Annotated in this window: 10 protein-coding genes; 1 reads left to right on the top strand and 9 read right to left on the bottom strand. The window is 62.4% G+C overall.

Annotated features, from left to right (window positions below; all coding sequences use genetic code 11):
• Entirely contained in the window at positions 1-858 is an 858-nt protein-coding gene (locus KBA48_RS18340; protein ID WP_292909011.1) for a ParB/RepB/Spo0J family partition protein, read from the top strand.
• 226 nt (positions 859-1,084) lie between these two features.
• On the opposite strand, the gene KBA48_RS18335 is transcribed toward KBA48_RS18340, so the two are convergent.
• From KBA48_RS18335 to KBA48_RS18295, 9 genes are all read right to left on the bottom strand, one after another.
• On the bottom strand, positions 1,085-2,938 hold the full coding sequence (locus tag KBA48_RS18335) for a type II toxin-antitoxin system HipA family toxin (RefSeq protein WP_292909009.1): 1,854 nt from the start codon (positions 2,936-2,938) through the stop codon (positions 1,085-1,087).
• A 435-nt stretch (positions 2,939-3,373) separates the two neighbouring features.
• The gene (locus KBA48_RS18330; protein ID WP_292909007.1) at positions 3,374-11,941 is read right to left on the bottom strand and encodes an MBG domain-containing protein; all 8,568 of its coding nucleotides are present in this window, start codon (positions 11,939-11,941) and stop codon (positions 3,374-3,376) included.
• A 12-nt stretch (positions 11,942-11,953) separates the two neighbouring features.
• Entirely contained in the window at positions 11,954-13,666 is a 1,713-nt protein-coding gene (locus tag KBA48_RS18325; RefSeq protein ID WP_292909005.1) for a ShlB/FhaC/HecB family hemolysin secretion/activation protein, read from the bottom strand.
• 603 nt (positions 13,667-14,269) lie between these two features.
• The gene (locus tag KBA48_RS18320; RefSeq protein WP_292909003.1) at positions 14,270-15,442 is read right to left on the bottom strand and encodes a PepSY domain-containing protein; all 1,173 of its coding nucleotides are present in this window, start codon (positions 15,440-15,442) and stop codon (positions 14,270-14,272) included.
• Between the two features lie 11 nt (positions 15,443-15,453).
• Positions 15,454-17,955, bottom strand: coding sequence for a TonB-dependent siderophore receptor (locus tag KBA48_RS18315; RefSeq protein ID WP_292909001.1), 2,502 nt, complete (start codon positions 17,953-17,955; stop codon positions 15,454-15,456).
• Positions 17,956-18,106: 151 nt separating this feature from the next.
• A complete protein-coding gene (locus tag KBA48_RS18310) occupies positions 18,107-19,141 on the bottom strand; it encodes a FecR domain-containing protein (protein ID WP_292908999.1) in 1,035 nt (344 codons plus the stop codon).
• 101 nt (positions 19,142-19,242) lie between these two features.
• Entirely contained in the window at positions 19,243-19,764 is a 522-nt protein-coding gene (locus tag KBA48_RS18305; RefSeq protein ID WP_292908997.1) for a sigma-70 family RNA polymerase sigma factor, read from the bottom strand.
• A 395-nt stretch (positions 19,765-20,159) separates the two neighbouring features.
• Positions 20,160-21,035 (bottom strand): hypothetical protein, encoded by an 876-nt coding sequence (locus KBA48_RS18300; protein WP_292908995.1) that lies wholly within the window; start codon positions 21,033-21,035, stop codon positions 20,160-20,162.
• Positions 21,036-21,980: 945 nt separating this feature from the next.
• On the bottom strand, positions 21,981-22,342 hold a 362-nt coding region (locus KBA48_RS18295), incomplete at its 5' end, for an IS5 family transposase (protein ID WP_292908993.1).

Genomic DNA, 22,342 nt, shown 5'->3' with positions numbered 1-22,342 from the left:
ATGGCGAAGAGCAAGACCCCTCCCCCCGCGCTGGCGGCGCTTTCGGGCCGACTGACGCAAGGCAGCACATCTCTGACTGCCCTTAACAGCCGCTTCAATCATAGTTTCGAGTTGGCACTGGACAGGATCGAACCCGACCCGGCCCAGAACCGCCAGCATTTCGATGAAGGCGAACTGGCGGCACTAGCCGATAGTTTGAAGCGCGTCGGACAACTATCCCCCATCCTTGTTCGTCCACACCCGGACCGTCCCGACCATTATGTGCTTGTGGCGGGCGAACGTCGCTGGCGGGCGGCGCGGCTTGCCGGCTGGACAAGTATGGTTGCCCTGCGCTTTGACGGGGATGCCGATACGGCGGCTCTGGTGGAGAACCTGCAACGTGTCGATCTGACCCCATTGGAAGAGGCGCGGGGCCTTGAGCGGTTGATGCGCCAACGCGGGCTGAAGCAACAGGAGGTCGCGGCGCTGGTTGGCAAAAGCACCGTGCAGGTCAGCAGCCTGTTGAAGATCCTCGCCCTTCCCGCCGTCATCCTGTCCGATCTCGGCAGCGATATCGGCGCCGCCGTACCGCGGGGCACGCTGTTTGAAATCGCCCGCGCACCAACGGATCAGCAGCCCATGCTGTGGGCTTTGGCCCGCGATGGCAAGCTGAATGTCCGCACGGCCCGCCAGGCCAAGGAGGACGGTGTTGTCCCCTCCCCTGCCCCGGCTGCCGCCCCCGCATCATCGCGACTACCAGCCGTCCGCAAATGGACACGCAGCCTGCAGGCCGTAAAAGGGGCTGGCTTGAGCGTAGAGGAACGGGAGCAGTTGCTGGCTTTGAAGGCCGCGATTGAGATGGTCCTGGCAGAGGAATAACCACTTCCGACGTCGGAAGTGGTTTTATACAGGTGGTATGATTTGCCACGTCATCGGCATATCTACCGTCGGCGGTATTATCGGACCTTTTCAACGCCGGTCCGATGAGCAACCGGCTTTCATTCCAGGATTGCGGGAGATCTGGCCAACAAGAGAAAGCCCGCGCAGCCAGTATCAGCGACACGCCCAGCGGTGAAAGCGGGCAGGGCAGGGGGGGAGCGGCTCCTTATCCGACCTCGTCGCCAAGTGCCGCGCACCGTTCACGGGCAAGGGACAGGACCTGATCCTGAATATCGGCCGCAGCTTTGCTGTCGAGTGCGAAAGTCGGCAAGCAGACGGTTTCCAGGGCCCTTACGAGATTGCTCACCAGTTCGATGATGGCATCCTCTGCCGCGCCCAGGGGCACGCCGATCGTGCGGGCCAGCGCCATGAAGTCGCGCCGGGTCAGCCGATCGTCCTTGCCGTTTACTTTAAGGGCCATACGGTCGCCGGCAAGGCCCGGGAAGACACGTGTCGTGACGGCGTCATAGAGGGGGGCGAACCGGACATTGGTGAAGGTCCGCGCTGAAGGGGCCGCGATTTTCAGCAGGGCCAGATTCTTCAGGTGCATATCACCATCGGCGATCAGCCAGGCGAAGAGGGCGCGGCGGAACAGGATGTTGAGGTCGGGTGCCGGATCGGTCGAGAGGGGGCGCATGCCACGCGCCATGCGCTCGATGGTGCCGTCATATTTTGCCGATGCCGGGAGGTCGAGGACCGAGCAGAAATCCTCCAGCGCAAGCCGACGCTGGTCTTCGGGGCCTTGACGGATATCAAAACGCTCCACGAGCAGGGCAGGGGGCATGGTATCCGGCATGGGCACCAGGGCGATACCGGGTACGCTGAAGCCGGCGGCCCGACCAAGCTCCAGGCATAGCCACTCCACGATCGGCAGCATCTCGAAGCCGGACGTGCCAGCAGGCTTGAGGATGTGGGTGAAAGGAAGGTCGATAGCGGGGAGCAGCGCCCCCTCCGGCGACAGGTGCATCGGTGCCTTGATCTGGACACCCGACAAGCGCGGGGTTTCGGCGCGGGCGAAGATCCGGGAAAGGTTCTGCTCGAAGCTGTCGGCGAGGGTCTGACGGGCAGGGCCCTCGTAATGGCCGGTGAAGCGTCCGCCATCGGTGAAGTCTGCCAGCCTGGTCACCAGGATGTCGGCTGGCAGGTTCTGCAATTTCTGGCGAGCCTCGACCACGGTGATGTTGGACATGTATCGTCGACCGCGACGAAGCGCATCCCGCTCATCGCGTTGATTGAGTACCTGGGCTAGCCAACCCTCAGGCAGCAGCGATTCAATGAAGGCCGGCAGCTTGCCGGGGGTGGTGTCGCGCACCAGCGCCGGACCGGATCGGCGGGACGCCTTCCAGCGCCATTCAAAGCCGTCATGGGCCAACCGACCGAGCGGTTCACCATGCCAGGCAATCACGAGTTCAAAGGCGGCCTTGTTGGCCGGTGCCTTGGCGGCTCCTGGCCGCGACAGCAGGAAGCGCTCGGCCCCTTCACCCTCCCGGTACCAGCCGTTCTCGCGCGCTAACGCCCAGACCGCATCGGCCGCGTCCTTGGGCGTTCCGAACTCCTCGATGAGGCGTTCGGCCATCTGGAGGCGCAATTCCGTGTCAATGGCGCTGGCATGCTCGCTGCGCAGGCGGAAGGCTTCCAGAAGGCGCTGGCGGGGGGACGATGCCTCGATCCGCATTTCGCCCAGATCGTCGCCGACGATCACCGTAGTGGTCGATGGGTGAGGGGGGGCCTCGTTCTGGATGATCTCCAGACCGCGTAGCCGGGTGCGCTGGTTCCGCCGCCCACTGATGAAAAGCCTTCCATCTGCTGTGGGGGCCTGCCGGGCGGCACTTGCCGATGACAGGTAGGCGCTCGGGTAGAGATAGTGGGCAATACGGATGGCATGGCCCAACACGACTGCGTCGACATCGTCGTTCTGGTCGATGTAAATTCCTCGCAGGAGCTGAACAAGTTCTCCTGTCTGAGCGCGCTGAAACGCCTGCTTTGCATCGATCGTTTCGCCAACGAGATGAATAGGCATGAATATTATTCCGTATTTCAGATGCGAGATAATTCCACGGATTGCCCTTCCAGACAAGAATTATCACGCATCTGAGATACGAGAAAATTCCACGCAAAAGCGTGCCGGTGCCGATTTTTCAAAGAAGCCGACCCGGGGCGCAGCATTGCACACATGGGCCGGGTTTGCATGCAACCCCAGAAGGGCAGGGACTGGGGCGGTGCAGCCGCAGACGTTTCACCGGTCCCGGCGGATCTGCCGCCTTTATTGCCGAACGTTCGATAAGGGCAAGATGCTCATGCTATGGCTCAGGTGGCACGGTGGCGACTGGCGCCGCGCCAGAGGTGCTGAGCGATGCGCGCGAAAAGATCGGTACGAAAGACCATCATCGCCCATGCCGTTCGGACAAGACGCCCCTTTCTGGCAAAGCAGTGTTCGGGAACAGGTCAATTCCGCTCATGGTGCAGAGGGGGGAAGCTGTATGTAATCAGGCAATATGGTCAGTGTTGTGAGAATATTCTTTCCTTTGATTTTATTGTCTGTCATTGAAGCAATTTTTGCTTGCTCGGCAAGAATATTTTTCGTTGCCAAGGCAAGCATGCTTGCGTTTTCTTTGCCGTCATTGGTCGATCTGGCAATGGTCAAGGTTCCGGGTTCAAAGCTGATCGTGTAATTGTTGGATAAGAGACCCCAGGCCGTGATGATGTAATCCCCTACATCCGTCGCCCCTTGTGCCGTGCCGCCATAGGACAGGGTACCGCCCAGCACACTGGCGGTTTCACCATTGACGAAGCCGCTATAGGTAACGCCATTGCCGCCGCTGTAGCCGGTGCCGTCATAGGTCTTGCTGGCATTGTTGGCGCTGACGGTCAGCGCCGCCGGGTTGATGGTCAACTGACCGGCTGTATAGGAAATAGTGTAATTGCTGGAGGTCAGACCGGACGCGGTGAGGGTGTAGGTGCCGGCGTTGATCGCGCCCTGCGCGGTGCCACCATAGGACAGGGTGCCACCCAGCACGCTGGCCGTCTCGCCATTGACGAAGCCGCTATAGCTGACGCCGTTGCCGCCGCTGTAGCCGGTACCATCATAGGTCTTGCTGGCATTGTTGGCCGTGACGGTCAGCGCGGCCGGGTTGATGGTCAACTGGCCGGCTGTATAGGAGATGGCGTAGTTGCTGGAGGTCAGGCCGGACGCGGTGAGGGTGTAGGTCCCGGCATTAACCGCCCCCTGCGCCGTGCCGCCATAGGAGAGCGTGCCGCCCAGCACGCTGGCCGTCTCGCCATTGACGAAGCCGCTATAGCTGACACCATTGCCGCCGCTGTAGCCGGTGCCGTCATAGGTCTTGCTGGCATTGTTGGCCGAGACGGTCAGCGCCGTCGGGTTGATGGTCAACTGGCCGGCATTGTAGCTGATGCTGTAGTTGCTGGAGGTCAGGCCAGAAGCGGTGAGCGTGTAGGTCCCGGCGTTGGTGGCGCCCTGCGCGGTGCCGCCATAGGACAAGGTGCCGCCCAGCACGCTGGCGGTCTCACCATTGACGAAGCCGCTATAGGTAACGCCGTTGCCGCCGCTGTAGCCGGTACCATCATAGGTCTTGCTGGCATTGTTGGCCGTAACGGTCAGTGCCGCCGGGTTGATGGTCAACTGACCGGCAGTATAGGAGATGGTGTAGTTGCTGGAGGTCAGGCCTGAAGCGGTGAGGGTGTAGGTGCCGGCGTTGATCGCGCCCTGCGCCGTGCCGCCATAGGTGAGCGTTCCCCCAAGGCTGGCGGCGGTATCACCACCGACAAAGCCGCTATAGCTGACCCCATTCCCGCCGCTATAGGCGATGCCATCATAGGTCTTGCTGGCATCATTGACACTGACTGTAACGGTCAGTGCCGCCGGGTTGATGGTCAACTGGCCGGGATTATAGCTGATGGTGTAGTTGCTGGAGGTCAGACCGGACGCGGTGAGCGTGTAGGTCCCGGCATTGACCGCGCCCTGCGCCGTGCCGCCATAGGAGAGGGTGCCGCCCAGCACACTGGCTGTCTCGCCATTGACGAAGCCGCTATAGGTAACGCCGTTGCCGCCGCTGTAGCCGGTGCCGTCATAGGTCTTGCTGGCATTGTTGGCCGAGACGGTCAGCGCCGCCGGGCTGATGTTCAGCTGACCGGCTGTATAGGAAATAGTGTAATTGCTTGAGGTCAGGCCGGAGGCGGTGAGCGTGTAGGTCCCGGCGTTGGTGGCCCCCTGTGCGGTGCCGCCATAGGACAAGGTGCCGCCCAGCACACTGGCCGTCTCGCCATTGACGAAGCCGCTATAGGTAACGCCATTGCCGCCGCTGTAGCCGGTGCCGTCATAGGTCTTGCTGGCATTGTTGGCCGAGACGGTCAGCGCCGTCGGGTTGATGGTCAACTGGCCGGCATTGTAACTGATGCTGTAGTTGCTGGAGGTCAGGCCAGAAGCGGTGAGCGTGTAGGTCCCGGCGTTGGTGGCGCCCTGCGCGGTGCCGCCATAGGACAAGGTGCCGCCCAGCACGCTGGCGGTCTCACCATTGACGAAGCCGCTATAGGTAACGCCGTTGCCGCCGCTGTAGCCGGTACCATCATAGGTCTTGCTGGCATTGTTGGCCGTAACGGTCAGTGCCGCCGGGTTGATGGTCAACTGACCGGCAGTATAGGAGATGGTGTAGTTGCTGGAGGTCAGGCCTGAAGCGGTGAGGGTGTAGGTGCCGGCGTTGATCGCGCCCTGCGCCGTGCCGCCATAGGTGAGCGTTCCCCCAAGGCTGGCGGCGGTATCACCACCGACAAAGCCGCTATAGCTGACCCCATTCCCGCCGCTATAGGCGATGCCATCATAGGTCTTGCTGGCATCATTGACACTGACTGTAACGGTCAGTGCCGCCGGGTTGATGGTCAACTGGCCGGGATTATAGCTGATGGTGTAGTTGCTGGAGGTCAGACCGGACGCGGTGAGCGTGTAGGTCCCGGCATTGACCGCGCCCTGCGCCGTGCCGCCATAGGAGAGGGTGCCGCCCAGCACACTGGCTGTCTCGCCATTGACGAAGCCGCTATAGGTAACGCCGTTGCCGCCGCTGAAGGCGGCGCCGTCATAGGTCTTGCTGGCATTGCTGGCTGTGACGGTCAGCGCCGCCTTGTCGATCACCAACGTGCCGGCCACAAAGGTGATGTCGTAGCCAAGCTGGCTTGAATAAAGGCCGGACAGGGTCAGGTTCGAGCCGGAATAGCTGCCGGCATTGGCGCTGTTTGCCGTATAGGATGCGGTGCCGGACACCAGCGACGTTGTGTAACCGCTGGGGTTATAGACCAGGGTTCCCACGCTGGTGGAGGAGGCTGAACCATCATATGTCTTGGTGCCGCTGCCCCCGGTTATGGTGAGGCTGGACAAGAAGCTGCGCAATAGCGGGGCGGTGTAGCCATCATAGATGCGCCAGACAGAGGAGGTGCCGCCGGCATCATCAATGCTCCAGCCGGCACCGGTGAAGGTGGACAGGCTGTTCATCTGTGCCGTGGTCCGCCCGGTGGCGCCGGTGCCTGATCCAGCACCAACCCCAATGTTGTTGCTGGAACTGGTCGTGTTCCAGAAGCTGTCGGTGATGGTCCCGGCATTGTTTCCGATCAATCCGCCGGCAACTGTGCTGGATGTCACCGCCCCTGTTGAATAGCTGTTGGCAATGGTTCCGGAATTGTCGCCGGTGTGGCCACCGCTATATTGACCGCCAGAAATGGCCCCGGTCGCATAGGTGTTGGTGATGGTTCCACTATTCTGGCCGGATAAGCCGCCGCCGTAATAACCGGTGGTGACGGAACCGGTGGCGTAAGCGTTGCTGACACTGCCGGCATTCGACCCGACAAGTCCGCCTGCCGTCCCGCTGCTTGTGCCGGAATTTGTCACCGCACCCGTCGCGGATGAACCGCTGATCGTGGCGCCGGCAGTGTTGCTGCCCACAAGGCCGCCGACATTGCTGCCGGATATGGAACTGGCCGTGATGCTGGCCGATGATTTGGAACCACTGATCGTACCGGTATTCTGTCCGGCAAGGCCGCCAAGACTGCCGGCACTGGCAGCCCCCGAATTGCCGACGCTGCCATAGGTGGTCACATCGCTGATGGAGCCACTATTGTCACCCACCAGCATACCAGCGGAAAGACCCTTTACGGATCCCGCAACCGTAAGGTTGCTCACGCTCCCGCTGCTGCCGATGGAGCCGAAAAGACCGGCGGCAATGGTCGGGCGGTTCACAACAAGGCCGCCGATTGTGTAACCCCCGCCATCGAAGCTGCCGGTGAAAGCAGTGCTGGAACCACCAATGGACGCAAAGCCGGTGCCGGAATTCCAGCTGGATGTGGGTGTGGCGTTGATATCCGCCGTCAGGACGAAATTCTGCGACAGCAGGCTGGTGGAGCCAACCCCCTGCAAGCCGTAGAGATCGGCGATCTGATAGGGCGTCGCCGCCGCGCCGTCACCACCGGTAACGCGCAGGAAGGTGGTGCCGCCGGCCAGCGCGAAACTCGTGGCGCTGAAGCTGGGGAGTGTGGCGGCAATCTGGCTCCAGGTGCCGTTGGCAAGGTTGAAGGCGCTAACATCAACGGCACTCGCGGTCGTGGCGGTACCGCCCGCATTCACGATCAGCGTGCCGCTTGTCCCTGTCACAGCACCGCCAAGGCTGATATTGCCGGAACTGGTGGTAGAGACGGTGAGGCTGGAACCATCCGACCAGGAAACGGCATCAGCGATGGTCAGCGCCCCGGCCGCCGACAGCGTGATGGTGCCGCTGACACCGAATGTGCCGCCGCTGTTGATGGTCAACAGGCCGCTGGAACCAAGATTGGTGTTCAGTGCGTAGTTACCGCTGGTATCCAGATAGACGCCATAGCCCGCTGTTGTGGTCAGCGGGGCAAAGCTGGCCGACGACAGGAAGGACAGGTCCGTGTCGCTATAGCTGCCAAGGGCAGCGAGGTAATTGGTCCGGGTCGCGGTCAGCGTGGACTGGCCGGTGATGATATGCGCCGCCATTCCATAGATGGAAAGGTTCTGGATACCGTTGGTGCCGGCATTGTCAGAGAAGGCGGCCCCTTTCGTGGCCCCATTATCAATATAGGTCAGCACACCGGAAGAGGCGAGGGAGGAGGCTGTGCCGAGGATATAGTAATAGCCATTGCCGCCCGTTACCGCACTGCCGATCGCGCTGCCGCCGGACAGGGCGGTCACGGTGGCGCCCACCAGGCTGGTGGTGCCGGCATCGCTGTAGGCGACACCGGTCACGGCGACCGGTGTGGTGCTGTAATTCCAGCCGAAATAGGGATAAAGGTTTGTCCCCGTACCCCAGATGGCGCTGGAAAAACCGGCAGGCAGACTGCCTTGCAACTGGGCCGTTGTGCGGCCGGTGATCGAGCCTGAGCCACCGGCAATGCCGCCCGACTGGCCGCTGGTCTGTGTGTCCCAATAGGCGTTGGTGATGGCGGAAGCGCTGTTATTGTTATAGCCGGCGAAGCCGCCCACCAGTGAACTGCCGGTTACATAACCAGTTGAATAGGCATTCGTGATCACACCATGGGTGAAATTCACCCCCACAAAACCGCCGATATTGCTGGCACCAGCAAGCCCGATGACACGACCGGTGGCGTAGGAATCGGTGATTGTCCCCTCATTATGCCCAACCAGCCCGCCAACCGGCCCCCTTGCGCCGGTCACTGTGCCGGTGGCATAGGAACGGGAAATCGTACCGCCATCACTTGCGGCGTAACCATTGCCGCCGACAAGGCCGCCCACATAGCCGTCTGAGGAACCGGTGCCTGTCACATTACCGGTGGCATAGGATTGGGTGATTGTGCCGCCATTGACGAGATAGCCCACAAGGCCGCCAATATTATAACCAGCACCGGTGACGCTGCTGCCAGCGGATGATCCGCTGACCGCACCAGCATCAACAGCACCAATCAAACCGCCACTGTTGACCTCCCCGGTGCTTGCCCCCGACACTGTCGCGCTGGCCGTGGCCGAGGATACGGAGCCGCCCAGCATGTAACCGATCAAGGGGCCAACATCGTCATTCCCGCTGATGCTGCCGCCAGTCAGCTTGATATTGCTGATCGTTGCGCTGTTGGTATAGCCAAACAGACCGACATAGTTTGTGGCGCTGCGGTTGATCGTCAGGCCGGTGATGGTGTGTGACTGGCCATCAAAACTGCCGGTAAAACTGGTTGAATTGTTACCCACGGGCGCGAAACCGGAAGCGCCCCACAGGCCGGCATAGTAACCATTGCTGTCGGCGGTGAAAGCGCTGGTCAGATTGAGATTGGCGCCCAGGGTGTAACTGCCGGCCAGATTGAGCGACATCAGTTGCAGCGCGGCCGGGGTGGCGATCACCGAGGAATATTCATTCCGCAGCATGGGCCGGGTTTCGCCGGCGATCATCACCCAGGTGTTGGTGAAATCAAAGCCGGCGTAGGTCGATTGGGTGCGGGCATTGGCGCTGGTGATACTGGTACCGGCGGCGCTGGTCGATTGCCCGGTCGTATTGCTGTCCCAATAGGCATTGCTCGCCGTGATGCTCGAGGCATCCTGACTGCCGACCAGGCCACCGGTGCCGGTGCTGCCGGTCACCAGCCCGCTGGCATAGACATCGGTCAGGGTGCTGCCTTGCACGGAAGTGCCGACCAGCCCCCCGGCCCCGCTGCTTGTGCTCGTCACAGAGCCGGTGGCATAGGAGGCGGTAATCGAGCCGGCCCGGTTTCGCCCGACCAGGCCGCCAACCTCGCCCGCGCCCGACACGCTGGCGGCAGAGGAAGACAGGCTGATCGATCCAATATCGTTCCAGCCGACCAGTCCGCCGACCAAGCCGGAAGCGCCAGCCACGCTACCCGTAACATGGACATTCGTGATGGTGCCGCCCGAGAGCCGGGCCACAATGCTGCCCACTGTGCCATTGCCGCTGACGGACACGTTGGACAGGGTAACATCGCGGGCCGTCCCGGACATGATCCCGAATAGCCCTTGCTGCGAATTGGAGGGCCGGTTGATGGTCAGGCTGTCGATAATATGCCCGAGGCCAGCAAAGGTATTGGCATAACTGTCGATGGCCGCAAACCCCGCCCCCGAATTCCATGAGCTGGTCGCCGAGGCATCGATATCGTTGGCCAGTGCGTAATTGGTGCCGACGGCCATCGCCTGAAGGCCGGCGACATCATGGATAAGCGTATAAGACGTGCCGCCGATGGACAGGGAGGCCCCGCTGTCCGAGAGGGAGAGCCGCGCACCATTCGTCAGGCTGTAGCTTCCGCCATAGTTAAGGCTGGCTGCCGCGTTGGTGCCGCTCTGCGTAATGTTCTTGGCGATAATCAGGTTGCCGGCGGCCGTCAGGGTAAGGCTTGAATTGGCATGGCTGTCGCTGATGGCCCCATTGATGGTCAGATCGCCCACTGTGGTGATCAGCGACAGCGTGCCGTTGCTGGCGACAGGGCCGGAAACCGTCAGCGCCTGCCCGTTTGTAAAGGCGAAGGAGCCCGCCGCACTGGACGTACCAAGCGTGCCCACCAGATTGCCACTGTTGGTCAGTGAGATGGAACCGCCATTGGCCGCCGTCGCCTGCAACGTTCCGGTCCGGATGGTCGCGCCGCCAGCCTGACTGATACCGCCGGAACCGGCGCTCAACGTCAGCCCGCTTGATGCGTTGCTGCCGGTGATATTGGCATTGATGAAAATGCCCCCGGTACTGGCATCGGCAATCAGCGACAAGGTTGTCGCCGCAGACCACGAGACCGCAGCGCTTACAGTAATGTTGCCCGCTTCCGAACCCGCACCGACCGTGCTGATGGTAACGTTACTGCTGGCAAGATAGGTGGCAAGCGTCGAGTTATTGATGTTGGAGCCGGTACTGGTCGGGGTCACTTGCCAAGGGCTCGATCCCACAACAACGGAAACGTTGTTACTGGCTGACGACGAAATGGTGATATCATAAGGATCAATCAACCAGGTACCGGTGGCACCCGCGCTGGCCTTGGTAGTGATTGCGGCTTGCGGGTCGATGCTGACCCTGGCCGCCGAGGTTTCGATGAAACCGCCGTCGCCACCCACCGGGGCGGAAGCGTCCAGGGTGCCGCCGACCTTGGTTTCGCCCCCTTCCATATCGGCCAGCAGCAGGATTGTGCCGGCCTTGTTATCAAGGGTTTGAGCCTCAATCGTACCGCTATTGGAAACCACGGATGCAATGGCAGCGCTGGCCCCTTGCGCGGTCATCACAACCTGGCCGCCATTGGCGGCGATCAGTCCGCCATTTTCCACCAGCGTGGCCGTGGTCGCGCCATCCACCTCGATCTTCAGATGACCACCGGCCCCGGCATCCAGGCGCATGGTGGAACCGGCGGCCAGGATGGCATCCCCCCCATCGGCCTTGATGGAGCCCTGGTTCGATACAGTGCCGCCCAGCAGCACAACCGCACCACCATCCGCCGCAGCAAGCGCGCCCTGATTGATAACGGCGGCACCGGACATGGTGAATTTATCAATGCCGGCCAGAAAATCCGTATCGGCAATATCACCCGCCGCGGCCACCAGCCCGCCGACATTTACCTGGGCCCCCTGGGTGAACAGCACACCATTGGGATTGACGATGTAAACCTTGCCGTTGGCATCAATGCGCCCCGCGATGGTGGTGCCGCTGCCCCCGGTGATCCGGTTCAAGGTGACGGCGGATGCATCCGGCTGACGGAAGGTGACGCTTGAACCGGCAGCGATATCGAACCCCTGCCAGTTGATGATCCCACGGGCAGACCCCTGATCAACAGTCATGCTGTTGCCCTGGGTGCCGATCGTGATCTGCCCGGCAACGACCTGCTCCCCGGTCGGCAGGCCCTCGGCCTTCGCGACCTCTGCGGTGCCGATCATGGCCAGCAGGGCAACGGCGGAAACGGCGGTTGTCGCCATGCCACCGCCCCGCGCGCGTTCAGGGGCCACGATCCAGCGGCCCTTGGCCCGGTTCCAGATAAGGCGATAGGCCCGATTGCTGCCACCATGGTTGAACATCGTCGCCCCCGCTCAAAACTTCTTGCTTAAGGAGAACCAGATACGCGGGTCGGATTTGCCGCCATCCTGGTTCAAACCGGATGGGGCCCCCTGGTTGGCACCAATAGGCACCGCTGCCACCAGAGTGACACCCAGGCCGTCAGCCCTGATGTATGTGGCGCCGATGCCGGCACCGAACAGCGGATAGCTGTTCGGATCATTGCTGCCGGCGTTCCAGCCCCGCCATTTATCCGCATGCCGCCGCGTCAGCCCCGCATCGGCAAAGCCGAAAACATCCAGGCCGGACGCCAGCCCGGACCTGATGGGATAATGCAGTTCAACATTGGCGATCGCCCCGCTGTCGCCAATGCCTTCATTCACCGGATAGGCCCGAATCCCGACCGGACCACCCAGGGCCAGTTGTTCCGAACTGTCCAGGTTGCGGCCACTCCATTGCCCGACAAGACGGGCCCGCAGAAAGAATGCGCCGCCCAGCGCCTGATCCCGGCGCAGATCAATGGCCAGCTTGGTAAAGGTCCCGTCGGTGCGGGCGGTTGCCGCATCCAGGGCCGCATCAGCCCGCAGGCGCGACAGATCCAGACTGCCGATCGTCAGCGCGACGCCATAATAGCTGGTGCCGCCACCGGCCCAGGCATCGGCCCGGTTGCCCTCCACGGCGATGGACCCTTTGTCCATGCGCTTGCGGTGCAGGGCCAGCCCCAGCGTGTCATCATCGTACCGACCATGTTCATAATTCAGCCGGGCCCACAGGCTGTGCCGGTCGCTGCGCAGCAGCGGATAGGATATCTCCACCTGCTGCGTCACCGCCGTTCCTTCGGCATCCAAATCCTTGAAATCGCCGATCAGATCATAATCCAGGCCGGTCAGGGCCGCCCGTGCGCGAAGCCCGTCATGGCCCAGCGGTACGCTCCATTCCACCTGCCCATAGGTCAGCCCGTGTGAGGCCAGGCCCAGCAGGGACAGTTGATCCCCGAACCCGGTCAACCCGTTCAGGTAGGCACCGGCCGTGCCGCGATAATGGCCGGTGGCCCGCGTGCCGCTGTTATCGCCGCTGACATAGCCGGACAATAATGGGTCGTCCGTAATCTCCAGCAGCAGATCACTGGTGCCCGTGGCGTTGCCGGCCTTCAGGGTCCCGTCCACGGTGACGCCGGGCAAATCGTTGGCCAGCAGCAGCCCCCGTTCCAGCGCATCGGCGGAGTAGGGGGCTCCCGGCTGCAGGCGGGAACCGGCAACCGATGTTACGAATTCGGCATTCGCGCGCCGGGGCGGCTGAGCTTGGATGATCTTGCCGAAATGGCCTTCAATCACCGTGATGCGGATAATGCCATCCCGCGGTTCCTGCGCCGGCAAATAGCTGCGGGCGAAGTAGCCGCGCTGCCGGTAGGCGTCGCTGATCCGCGCCGTCAGCTTCTGCAGGTCGCCCAGGCTGAGGTCCCGATCCGTCTGATCCGCAATCATGGCCTTCAGTTCGGCCTCCGGGATCAGGCTTGCCCCCTCAATCACAAAGCCCTTTACCCGCAGGCGTGGGCCGTCGTCGCGTGGTTCCGGGGTCACGGCCGGGGCTGTGGGTGATGGTTGGGGGCGGATGTCGGGGATACCGTTCCGCAACTGTCTTTGCAGGCTGCCGGCATCGGGCGCAACCTGTGCCACAGCCGTCGCGGTGCCCGCCATCATCACGATGCAAGCCAGCAGCCCCGCCTTGGGAAACGATTTTTTGGGCAATGGAAAAGACGTATTTCCTGCCCCATCCGACCGCAGCGTACTGGCCGTTATACCAGAATCCACAAGCAATTGGCCTCTCCCGTCCCTAACACCGGACGCCACGCCTTATCCATGACTGACCGTTTCGGGGGCAAGGCAGGTGGCTTTGTTTCTCTATCCAATAATTTTTTCGCGTAATAGGTGGCCATTGTTTCCTAAATGTCCACCATAAAAACTCTGGTAGCATTCTTTCAGGACCGAATGAATATGTCTTTTGGATATGCATAATGTCAGGGTGGCGCCTATGCCATAAAAATATTAATAATGCATCTATATTATAGATTAATTCTATACTTACCGCATATTGGGAAAATCATGATGCAACCTGCGTTGCCTGCGCAGATTTTATCAACAGGTAACGATCCTGTTTGTTTGTAGCTCATCGTGTAAATTAGAGCTGTTTCCGGTCACCCGAAATGCGCTCTGGCGCCTTGCGCCAAAGGTCCATGGGACGTGACCCTTGGCGGCCAGCGACCGCTGACTTCCACCCGGCCCACCTGTTCGCGATCAGACAGGGGAGGGGAGCCCTGACGCCGCTGGCCACCGGCGTCAGGGATCACCGGATCACCGGTGGCTTTGCCGGGGAACGCCCGCCGCCGACGCCTTGCGGGACAGGCGCGCCGCCCGCTTCTTCCACCAGATATAGATGCCGGTGACCGACAGCATGGCGACGGCCAGGCCGGCAATGCAGATCAGGATGCGGCCGGGCAGGCCGGCGATCTGCCCGGAATGAAGGGGGAACATCAATCCTGCGATCCTGTCGCCGGCCTGGCCGCCGCCCGCCTCGTCCACCGACAGGATGGAACCGTCCACGCCGGAGATGAACAGCGCGGAGGTGCCGAAGCCCGGCGCGTGGCGGTGACCGACGCGCAGCATGTAGAAACCCTGGGCGCGGGCCGCATAGATCATGCCGACGGGTCCGTCCAGGCCGCGCCGCCCGGCTTCCGCTTGTGCCGCCGCCACCGCCGCGTCCCAGTCCAGAACCATGGCGGGAGGTTCCGCTGGCGACGGCCGGTCCCAGATGCTGGGGCTGGTGGGCAGCAGGGCGGACAGCACGGGCCGAAACAGTTCATGATTGAGGTTCAGGGCCATGCTGGACAGCGCCAGCAGGAACAGCACCGGCCAGAGCCAGAGACCCGTCGCCCGATGGAGATCGAGATTGAGGCGATATCCCCCCGCCCCCTGCTTGATACCCCAGATCGGTCGCCATTTCCTCCAGAAGGGCCGCCCGCGCGGCAGGGTCAGAACCCAACCCACGAAACAATCAATCAGCCAGGCCACCGCCACCACGCCCATCAGCAGGGTGCCCCAGCCCGGGATCAGCAGCGAATAATGGAACCGGTACAGGAGGGGGATCACGTGGGCGCGGTCGAGCCGGAAGGCGCCATCCATACGCCGCCCCAGGATCCGCCCTGTCGCCGGATCAAGGAAGACCTGATTATAGTCCACCACCCTGCCGTCACGCGGGCCGACATAGGCCGACGCGGTTTCCCCTGCCTTGGTGGCGGGCAGGATCGTGAGCACGGCAACCGCCGGATCGGCACGTTCGACATGGGCCACAAGTTGGGAAACGGGCAGCGCCGCTCCGGCCGGCTCGACCCGGAACAGATGGGGGTTGAGCCCGCTATCCAGTTCGAACCGGAAGGCCAGGATGCTGCCGCTCAGGCCGGCGATAATGAGGAAACCCGCCATCGCCAACCCGCCATAGCGGTGAAGGGCCGTCAGTATTGCGCGCATCACGGCCGACGTCAGAAATCGTACTTGACGGTCAGCAGGGCGCTGCGCGGCTGGCCGTAATATCCGGAATAGAACTGGCCTTCCAGCGAGCTGTATTTCTTGTCGAACAGGTTGTCCACGTTCAGGGTCGCGGACAGGCTGTCGGTCACCTGATAACGCGCCATCAGGCCGATGACGGCATAGGCCCCCTGTTCGGCCCGGACCTCCCGCTCAATCTGCCATGGCGTGCCGACAACATAGGTACCGCTCTGCCAGGTCGCGCCTCCGCCAAGCGTCAGCCGATCTGCGAGGGTCCGCCATGTCGTCCACAGCTTGGCGGTGTCGGCCGGCGCCGTCGTTGTCAACCGGCTGCCATCCGGGTTCTTGCGCGCATTGTGGCTGAAGCTGGCGCTGATGTTCCAGCCCGGCACCGGTTCCCCGGCGATCTCCGCCTCCACGCCCCGGCTTGTGGCGCCGCTGACCGCGCGATAGGCGGCCGTATCCGGGAGGCCGGGCACAGTGTAGCCGGGGTCCAGTTCGGCGAAATTGTCCTGCTTTATGCGAAAGACGGCGATGCTGGCATTCAGCCTGTCATCCAGGAAACCGGCCTTGACGCCCGCTTCCAGGTTGCTCCCGATCACGGGTTTCAGCAGGTTGCCATTGCGGTCCTTGACTGTCTGGGAACTGAAGATGTCGGTATAGCTGGCATAGAGGGACAGGGTGCCGGTCAGGTCGTAGACCAGGCCGGCATAGGGCGTCAGCCGGCGCCGGGTTCGGTAATTCTCCTCGGCGTAGTAGCCGTACCGCTGCCGCAGATCGAGAATATTGTCATATTCGTAATGCGTGATCCGGCTGCCCAGAATGACGGAGAAGCCGTCGGCCGGCTTCAGCCGGGCGGTCAGATAGCCGCCATATTGCTGCACACGGTCCGACAATGTGCCCCAGAAAATATGCTCGGCGTCCAGTGACTGGCTGTGATTCCAGGCCGACAGGGGCACGGTCACCGGTTCCACCCAGGCTGTGTTGGCCGTGTGCAGGTTTTTGTAGTCGGTATAGTTGAAGCCGGTGGCCAGTTCATGCAGGCGACCAAAAAGGGGGAAACTGCCCTGGATCATGGCATCGACGCCATTCTGCCGCTGCCGCCCCGTGCCCTGGGAAAGCTCGCCGCCGACATTCACAACCGGTGCCGCCCGGTCCGGGAAGCCGGCGGCGAAGAAGGCGCCGCCCGTGTCGAAATCCCGGTCCCCGTCAAGATGGTTGGCCGCCAGCTTGAACCGCCAGTCTGCGGCGATCTCCTGTTCCAGCCGCAGATTGATGTTGTAGGTGCGCTTCCTGTCCACCGCCTGCCGGGCGGAAAGATTGAAGGAACGGGGAAGGTCGGCCTGGGTGCCGTCGCTCCAGATCAGAGGCACGCCGTCCCCATGCACGCCATGCGGATCGTAATCCAGATAGTCGATCCCGGCCCCCAGCACGGTGGTCTCCGTGAGGTCGGCCTCCACCGCGCCGTAGGCGATCTTCTTCTCCAGCCGCTCGGCGTCGCGGAAACTCTCATTATGCTGGTAGACGCCGACCAGACGGCCGCGCACCTTGCCATTGTCGGTCAGCGGCCCGGAGATGTCGCCCTCCACCCGCACCTTTTCCCAGGAGCCGACGCTGGCGGAGACATAGCCAATCATGTCGGCGGTCGGCCGCTTGCGGATCAGGTTCACGGCGCCGGCCGGGTTGCCGGCGCCGGTCAGCAGCCCGGCCGCCCCCCGCAGCACCTCCACGCGGTCATAGATCGCCATGTCGACCAGGCCCTGCGGCACGTTCTGGTTGCCGGTGAAGGTGGCGGTATTGATCCCGTCGATCTGATAATCGCCCAGCGTGAAGCCCCGGGAGACGATATAGAACCGCTCGCTGCCGATATGGGTGATGGTGACGCCCGGCGCCTGTTTGAGCAGTTCGCTGATGCTGGTCAGTTGCTGATCATCGATCTGCTGGCGGGTGACGACGCTGATCGATTGCGGCGTCTCGCGCCAGGTGAGCGGCAGGCGCGTGGCCGTGGCAGCGGGGCCGGTCATGGTATAGGAACCCGTATGTTCCGTGGCGCCGGCATCGCTGCTGGCGGCAAAGCCGGCATCGCCTTCCACCCGCAGCGGCCCTAATTGGATGACACCGTCGCTGATCTTCGGCATCCGTTCCAGGGTCGCGATCGTGCCGCTGATCCGGAAGCTGAAACCCGTGCCGGCCAGCAGCCGGCCCAGCGCCTGATCCGGCGGCAGCGAACCGGACACGCCGGGGGACGTCACGCCCCTGATCTCGGCCGCATTCACGCTGACCTGGAGGCCCGATTGCAGGCCGAAGCTGGTCAGCGCGTCGGCCAGCGATTGGGCGGGGATCTCAAAACCGCGCGCCTCAGCGGCAACGGCCGCCTGTGCCAAGGCCACACCCACCACCGGGAACCCGCCAAGCGCCGTCGTCGCCATCAGACAGCCGGCCAGCATGCCCTGACGCACGGCCGCCGGCGCAAATCCCTTCATTCCCGATGCCACGATCCATTCCCCCGGATTGATATGTCGCTATGGAGCGCCAATCAACTGCAACTGCGTGTCAATCGCACACTCCCAATTCCTTAACGAACGGGGGGCGGCGGCTTTCGGCAAAAAATTGACACCGGGGAGAAATATTTTATAACTTACTGATTTAATTGAAGGAAATTACTGTGACCCAGGGTGATATCTGCTGCACCGCCGCCCCATGGGCGTGCGCCAGGGCCTGCAAGGCGGCCTGCGGGTCGTGCAGATCATAGACGCCGGTGACACGCGCCCCGTCCAGCCGGTCGCCGGTGGCGATGATCACGCCACGGTACCAGGGGCGCAGTGCATCAATGACCTCCTGCACGGCACGGTCATTGGCGACCAGTTGGCCATGGGTCCAGGCGGCGATCTGATCGGGCTTGGTTTGCCCCCGTTCCGGGTCTCCCGTCCGCATGGCGCTGATCTTCTCGCCGGTAGCCAGACGTTCCGACAAGGGCCGGGCAGCGTCGGGATCGTCAACCTGGACAAGGCCGTGGCGAACCGCCACCTCCACCCCTTCCTCCTTCACCCGCACCTCAAACCCGGTGCCCAGAACGGTCGTCTCCACGCCGTTGGCCGCGACACGGAAGGGATGGTCGGGATCATGCCGGACCTCGAAATAAGCCTCGCCCTTCAGCAGGCGGACCTTGCGGTTCCCGCCGGCAAAATCCACCGCCAGGGCGCTGGCAGCACCCAGAAACACGCTGCTGCCATCCGCCAGATGCACGCTGCGCATCTCGCCCGTGCCCGTCCAATAGTCGGCACGCAGGTGCAGCAGGAGGCTGGGTGCCGCAACGACGGCAAGGCAGGCCGCGACCGCAGCCGCGGCCACCCATGGCGCACGCCGCTGGTACGTCCGTCTTGTCCCGGCCCGATTGATGGGCCGCAGGGAAGGGGAGGGGGCCGCGCCCGGCAAATCGATCCAATAGCCGGTATAAGCAGGCGGCGTGCCCTCGATCACGGCGGCGGCATGGCGCGTCTCGGCCCAGGCGGCGGCATTGAGTGGGCTGGCGTGCAGCCAGGCATCGAAACGGGCCCGGGTTCCCGCATCATCGCCGACTTCCTGCAGCAGGATAAGCCAGTCCGTCGCCTCCCGGTCGGCGCGCGCGCACGCCTTCGCGCCGGGGTCGCTGTCGCCGGGAATGTCCGATGCCTCCGCCATGCCTCTCCCTCGGGTCCTTCGTCCCGATGCGCTGGGAATCCGGAACGGACTCCCCCTTCCATTGAACGTCTGGGGACCGTGATTTTTCGTAAAAAAAGAGCTCAGCCTGATCCATGGGGGGGACGCAACCGGTCCCGGCATCGCCGGACACCTTCAGCGACCAGTTCATGGGCAACAGTGACCGACACGTCGAGACGGGCGGCGATGTCCTTCAGCCTGGCGCCCCCCAGGCGATGCATCTCCACCGCGATCCGCATACGTTCGGGCAGTCCCTCCAGCACCTCCAGCACCTGGCGCAGGTCGTCACGCGATACCGTGGCCGCCTCCGGGCTTGGGGCTTCGCTGGCGGCCTGTTCGGCTTGGTCCGGCACCCCTTCCGTGAAATGCTGCCTTTCGAACTGGCGGCGCCGGCGGCCATCCAGGGCCAGGTTGCGGACGATGCGATAGAGATAACCCGCCGGCTCCTCCAACGGACGCAGGCAGGACATGGCCTTGATCCGCATCCAGGCTTCCTGCACCACGTCCTCGGCCGCGGCACGGTCGCCGGTGATGTTGGTGGCGTAGTTTACCAGTTCCCCGCGATGGGTCGTGTAAAGGCTGAGGATCTTGTTCGACTGGGGCACGGCCCGGGTACCATTGCTGCGCGCAGAAGCCGGAAGGCCACCTCCGCTTCATTCCCGCATATCAGTTGAGAATGATTCACAACTCAATCTAGCGGCGTCCACTGGAAACTGCAACGGTCTCAATTGACCCAAGGCCGGGATTGTCGGCGGCTCAACGGCAGCCTGCGCGAACCCATCAAAAATATCCCGCCCGGCGACCCATCATGACGCATGCCAATGGACGAGTGCGCCGCCGGTTGCCGCTCGACAGTCCGGTCGAGCATGACATCCCCCACCACCAGGATGCGGGTGCCGGCAAACGCGTCGATCAGGCGGTGAAGGTCGGTCATCAATGGACAGGCGAAACGGGGAGGGGACCCGCAGGATAGCGCGAGCTCCCTCCCCGCCGCCAGTGATCAGGCCAGGCCCAGCCACGCGCCGTCGACGGTGGCCGTGCGACCCTCGTTATGGCCATAGAGCAGGAAATGCTCCACCGCCGTGAAGTCGCTCTCCGCCACGTCAGCGTTGGCCGCCAGATAGGCCTCGCTGTTGAACATCGCCGTGGAGTCGCGATCCTCTTCGATGCCATAGGTCAGCCAATGGCTCAGTGCCGCCCTCTCATCGGTACCGAAGGCCGCCGACAGGTCGGCATTGTTGGCCAGGTAATAGTTGGCATTGAACAGGCCATTGGGTGACCGCACCTCGTACTGGCCATAGGTTTCCCAGTGAGCCTGCGCGGTAGTCTCGCCCCTGGAGACGGCCTGTGCCACGTCGACATTCTGTTTCAGGTAGAACTCCTGGTCCAGCAGCCAGCCATTGGGACCGGCGCTGGCCTGCAGGTTGATCCCACCTTCTGCGGGAGCGGCCTGAGCGCCGGCATTGCCGGACGGGGCGCCGGGGATGAAGGAGGCGAAATAGGTTTCCTTGCCGAAAACCAGAAATTCGGTGCCGGTCAGCCGGTCATACCCGTCGGGCGAACCTGGGCGCAGGTCGGTGATCCGCGTGACGGTGCCGCCGATGACTTCATAGCTGTAATCGGCCAGCGCGCCACGGTAGACGGCGACATCGGTACCGGCCGCGCCGTGCAGCCAGTCATCGCCGGCACCACCGGTCATGACGTCAAACCCGCCGCCGCCGGCAAGCGTGTCGTCGCCGGCATGACCGATCATGATGTCGCCCGACGCAGTGCCCAGCAGATGATTGCTGTCGTCATTCCCTTCGATGACGGGGTCCCGGTCACTGATGGGGGGATAGGGGATGAAATCTTGTTGGATGGCGAAGTTGGTAGGCATCAGAAGCTCCGTTCATGGCCTTCACCTGGCTGACAGATAATCTGCTGCCGCGGCTTGAGGGGGACAGTAGGGCCGGAGCGTCAAAATACATAAGTAACTTTATGACTATCATCTATATCACTAACAATAGCTATGCAAATGAAAAATCATCACCATCAGAACAAATTCCTCCATGAAAAGTTACGATCGGAGACCCGTGACCATTAAGTGACCGGTTCCTTCAAAACAAAACCCGCCAGAGACACTCCGGCGGTCTGCGATCATGTGATGATCTATTTTTACTACGATTCTATGAGTATTTTCATTCCTATTATGAAGTGGCGCGCCGATGCATATTTCAGACGACACACCATTTTTGAGATATTGCCGTCACATGGTTCGAACACGCACTGGATATGCTCTCAGTGGACGCAGTCGCCGACATCGGGCTTTCCGGCGGCAGCGACCAGTTTTGAAGGCCAGGCAGAAGGCACAGGCAACCGGGGAGGGATCGCGCGAGCCCCTCCCCGCCGCCGACGGTTCAGGCCAAGCCCAGCCACGCGGTGTCGACGATGGAAGCGCGGCCCTCGGCATGGCCGGAGAGCAGGAAACAGGAAATTCGAGCTTGTCGGCCGCGATTACGACGATGCTGTAATACGACCGGCATGAGTTGTTGACTCGTGCTGGTCGTATCAGGCCGGCGACCGCCGGCCCGGCGCACGTGCGCAGTGAGGCCATTGAGGCCTATAGACAGAGCGTTGGTTCGACGATCTCGGTCTTCACCTGTACGATTCCAGCACACCCCTTCAGGTCGTACGTTGCTAAGTCCGCTTTCAGTCGGTCCAACCATCCCCGCGAACAGCAAAATGGAGCGCAAACCGGAAAACCGCCACCTGTCCGCCAAACGGAGGTTTGATGGACAGGGGAAAACCGTTCTTGATTTGTCTCCTTAGGGTCCAGACTCAATCAGGTCCAGTACGCCACGATGGTTGCGATTGCGATGGTGGATAGGAAGTTTCTGGCGAGCTTGTCGTACCGGGTGGCGACGCGCCTGAAGTCCTTGAGGCGGCAGAAGACCGCCTCGACCATCCATCGGAATTTGTACCTGACCTTGTCGAAGCGGATGGGCTTCTTGCGTGACTTTCTGCCGGGAATGACGGGCTTCGCGCCCTTTTCCTTGATCTTGGCCCGTAATTTGTCGCTGTCATAGCCCTTGTCGGCCAGGACGTAGCGGCAGTCATCGACCTCAGCCAGCAGGGTCTCGGCCATCGTGATGTCGGAAACATTGCCCGCCGTCACATGCAGGGCCACCGGACGGCCAAGCGTGT

The sequence above is a fragment of the Niveispirillum sp. genome (assembly GCF_017996735.1).
In the GTDB taxonomy this organism is placed as follows: Bacteria; Pseudomonadota; Alphaproteobacteria; order Azospirillales; family Azospirillaceae; genus Niveispirillum.
This window is presented reverse-complemented; position numbering and strand designations above follow the sequence as displayed.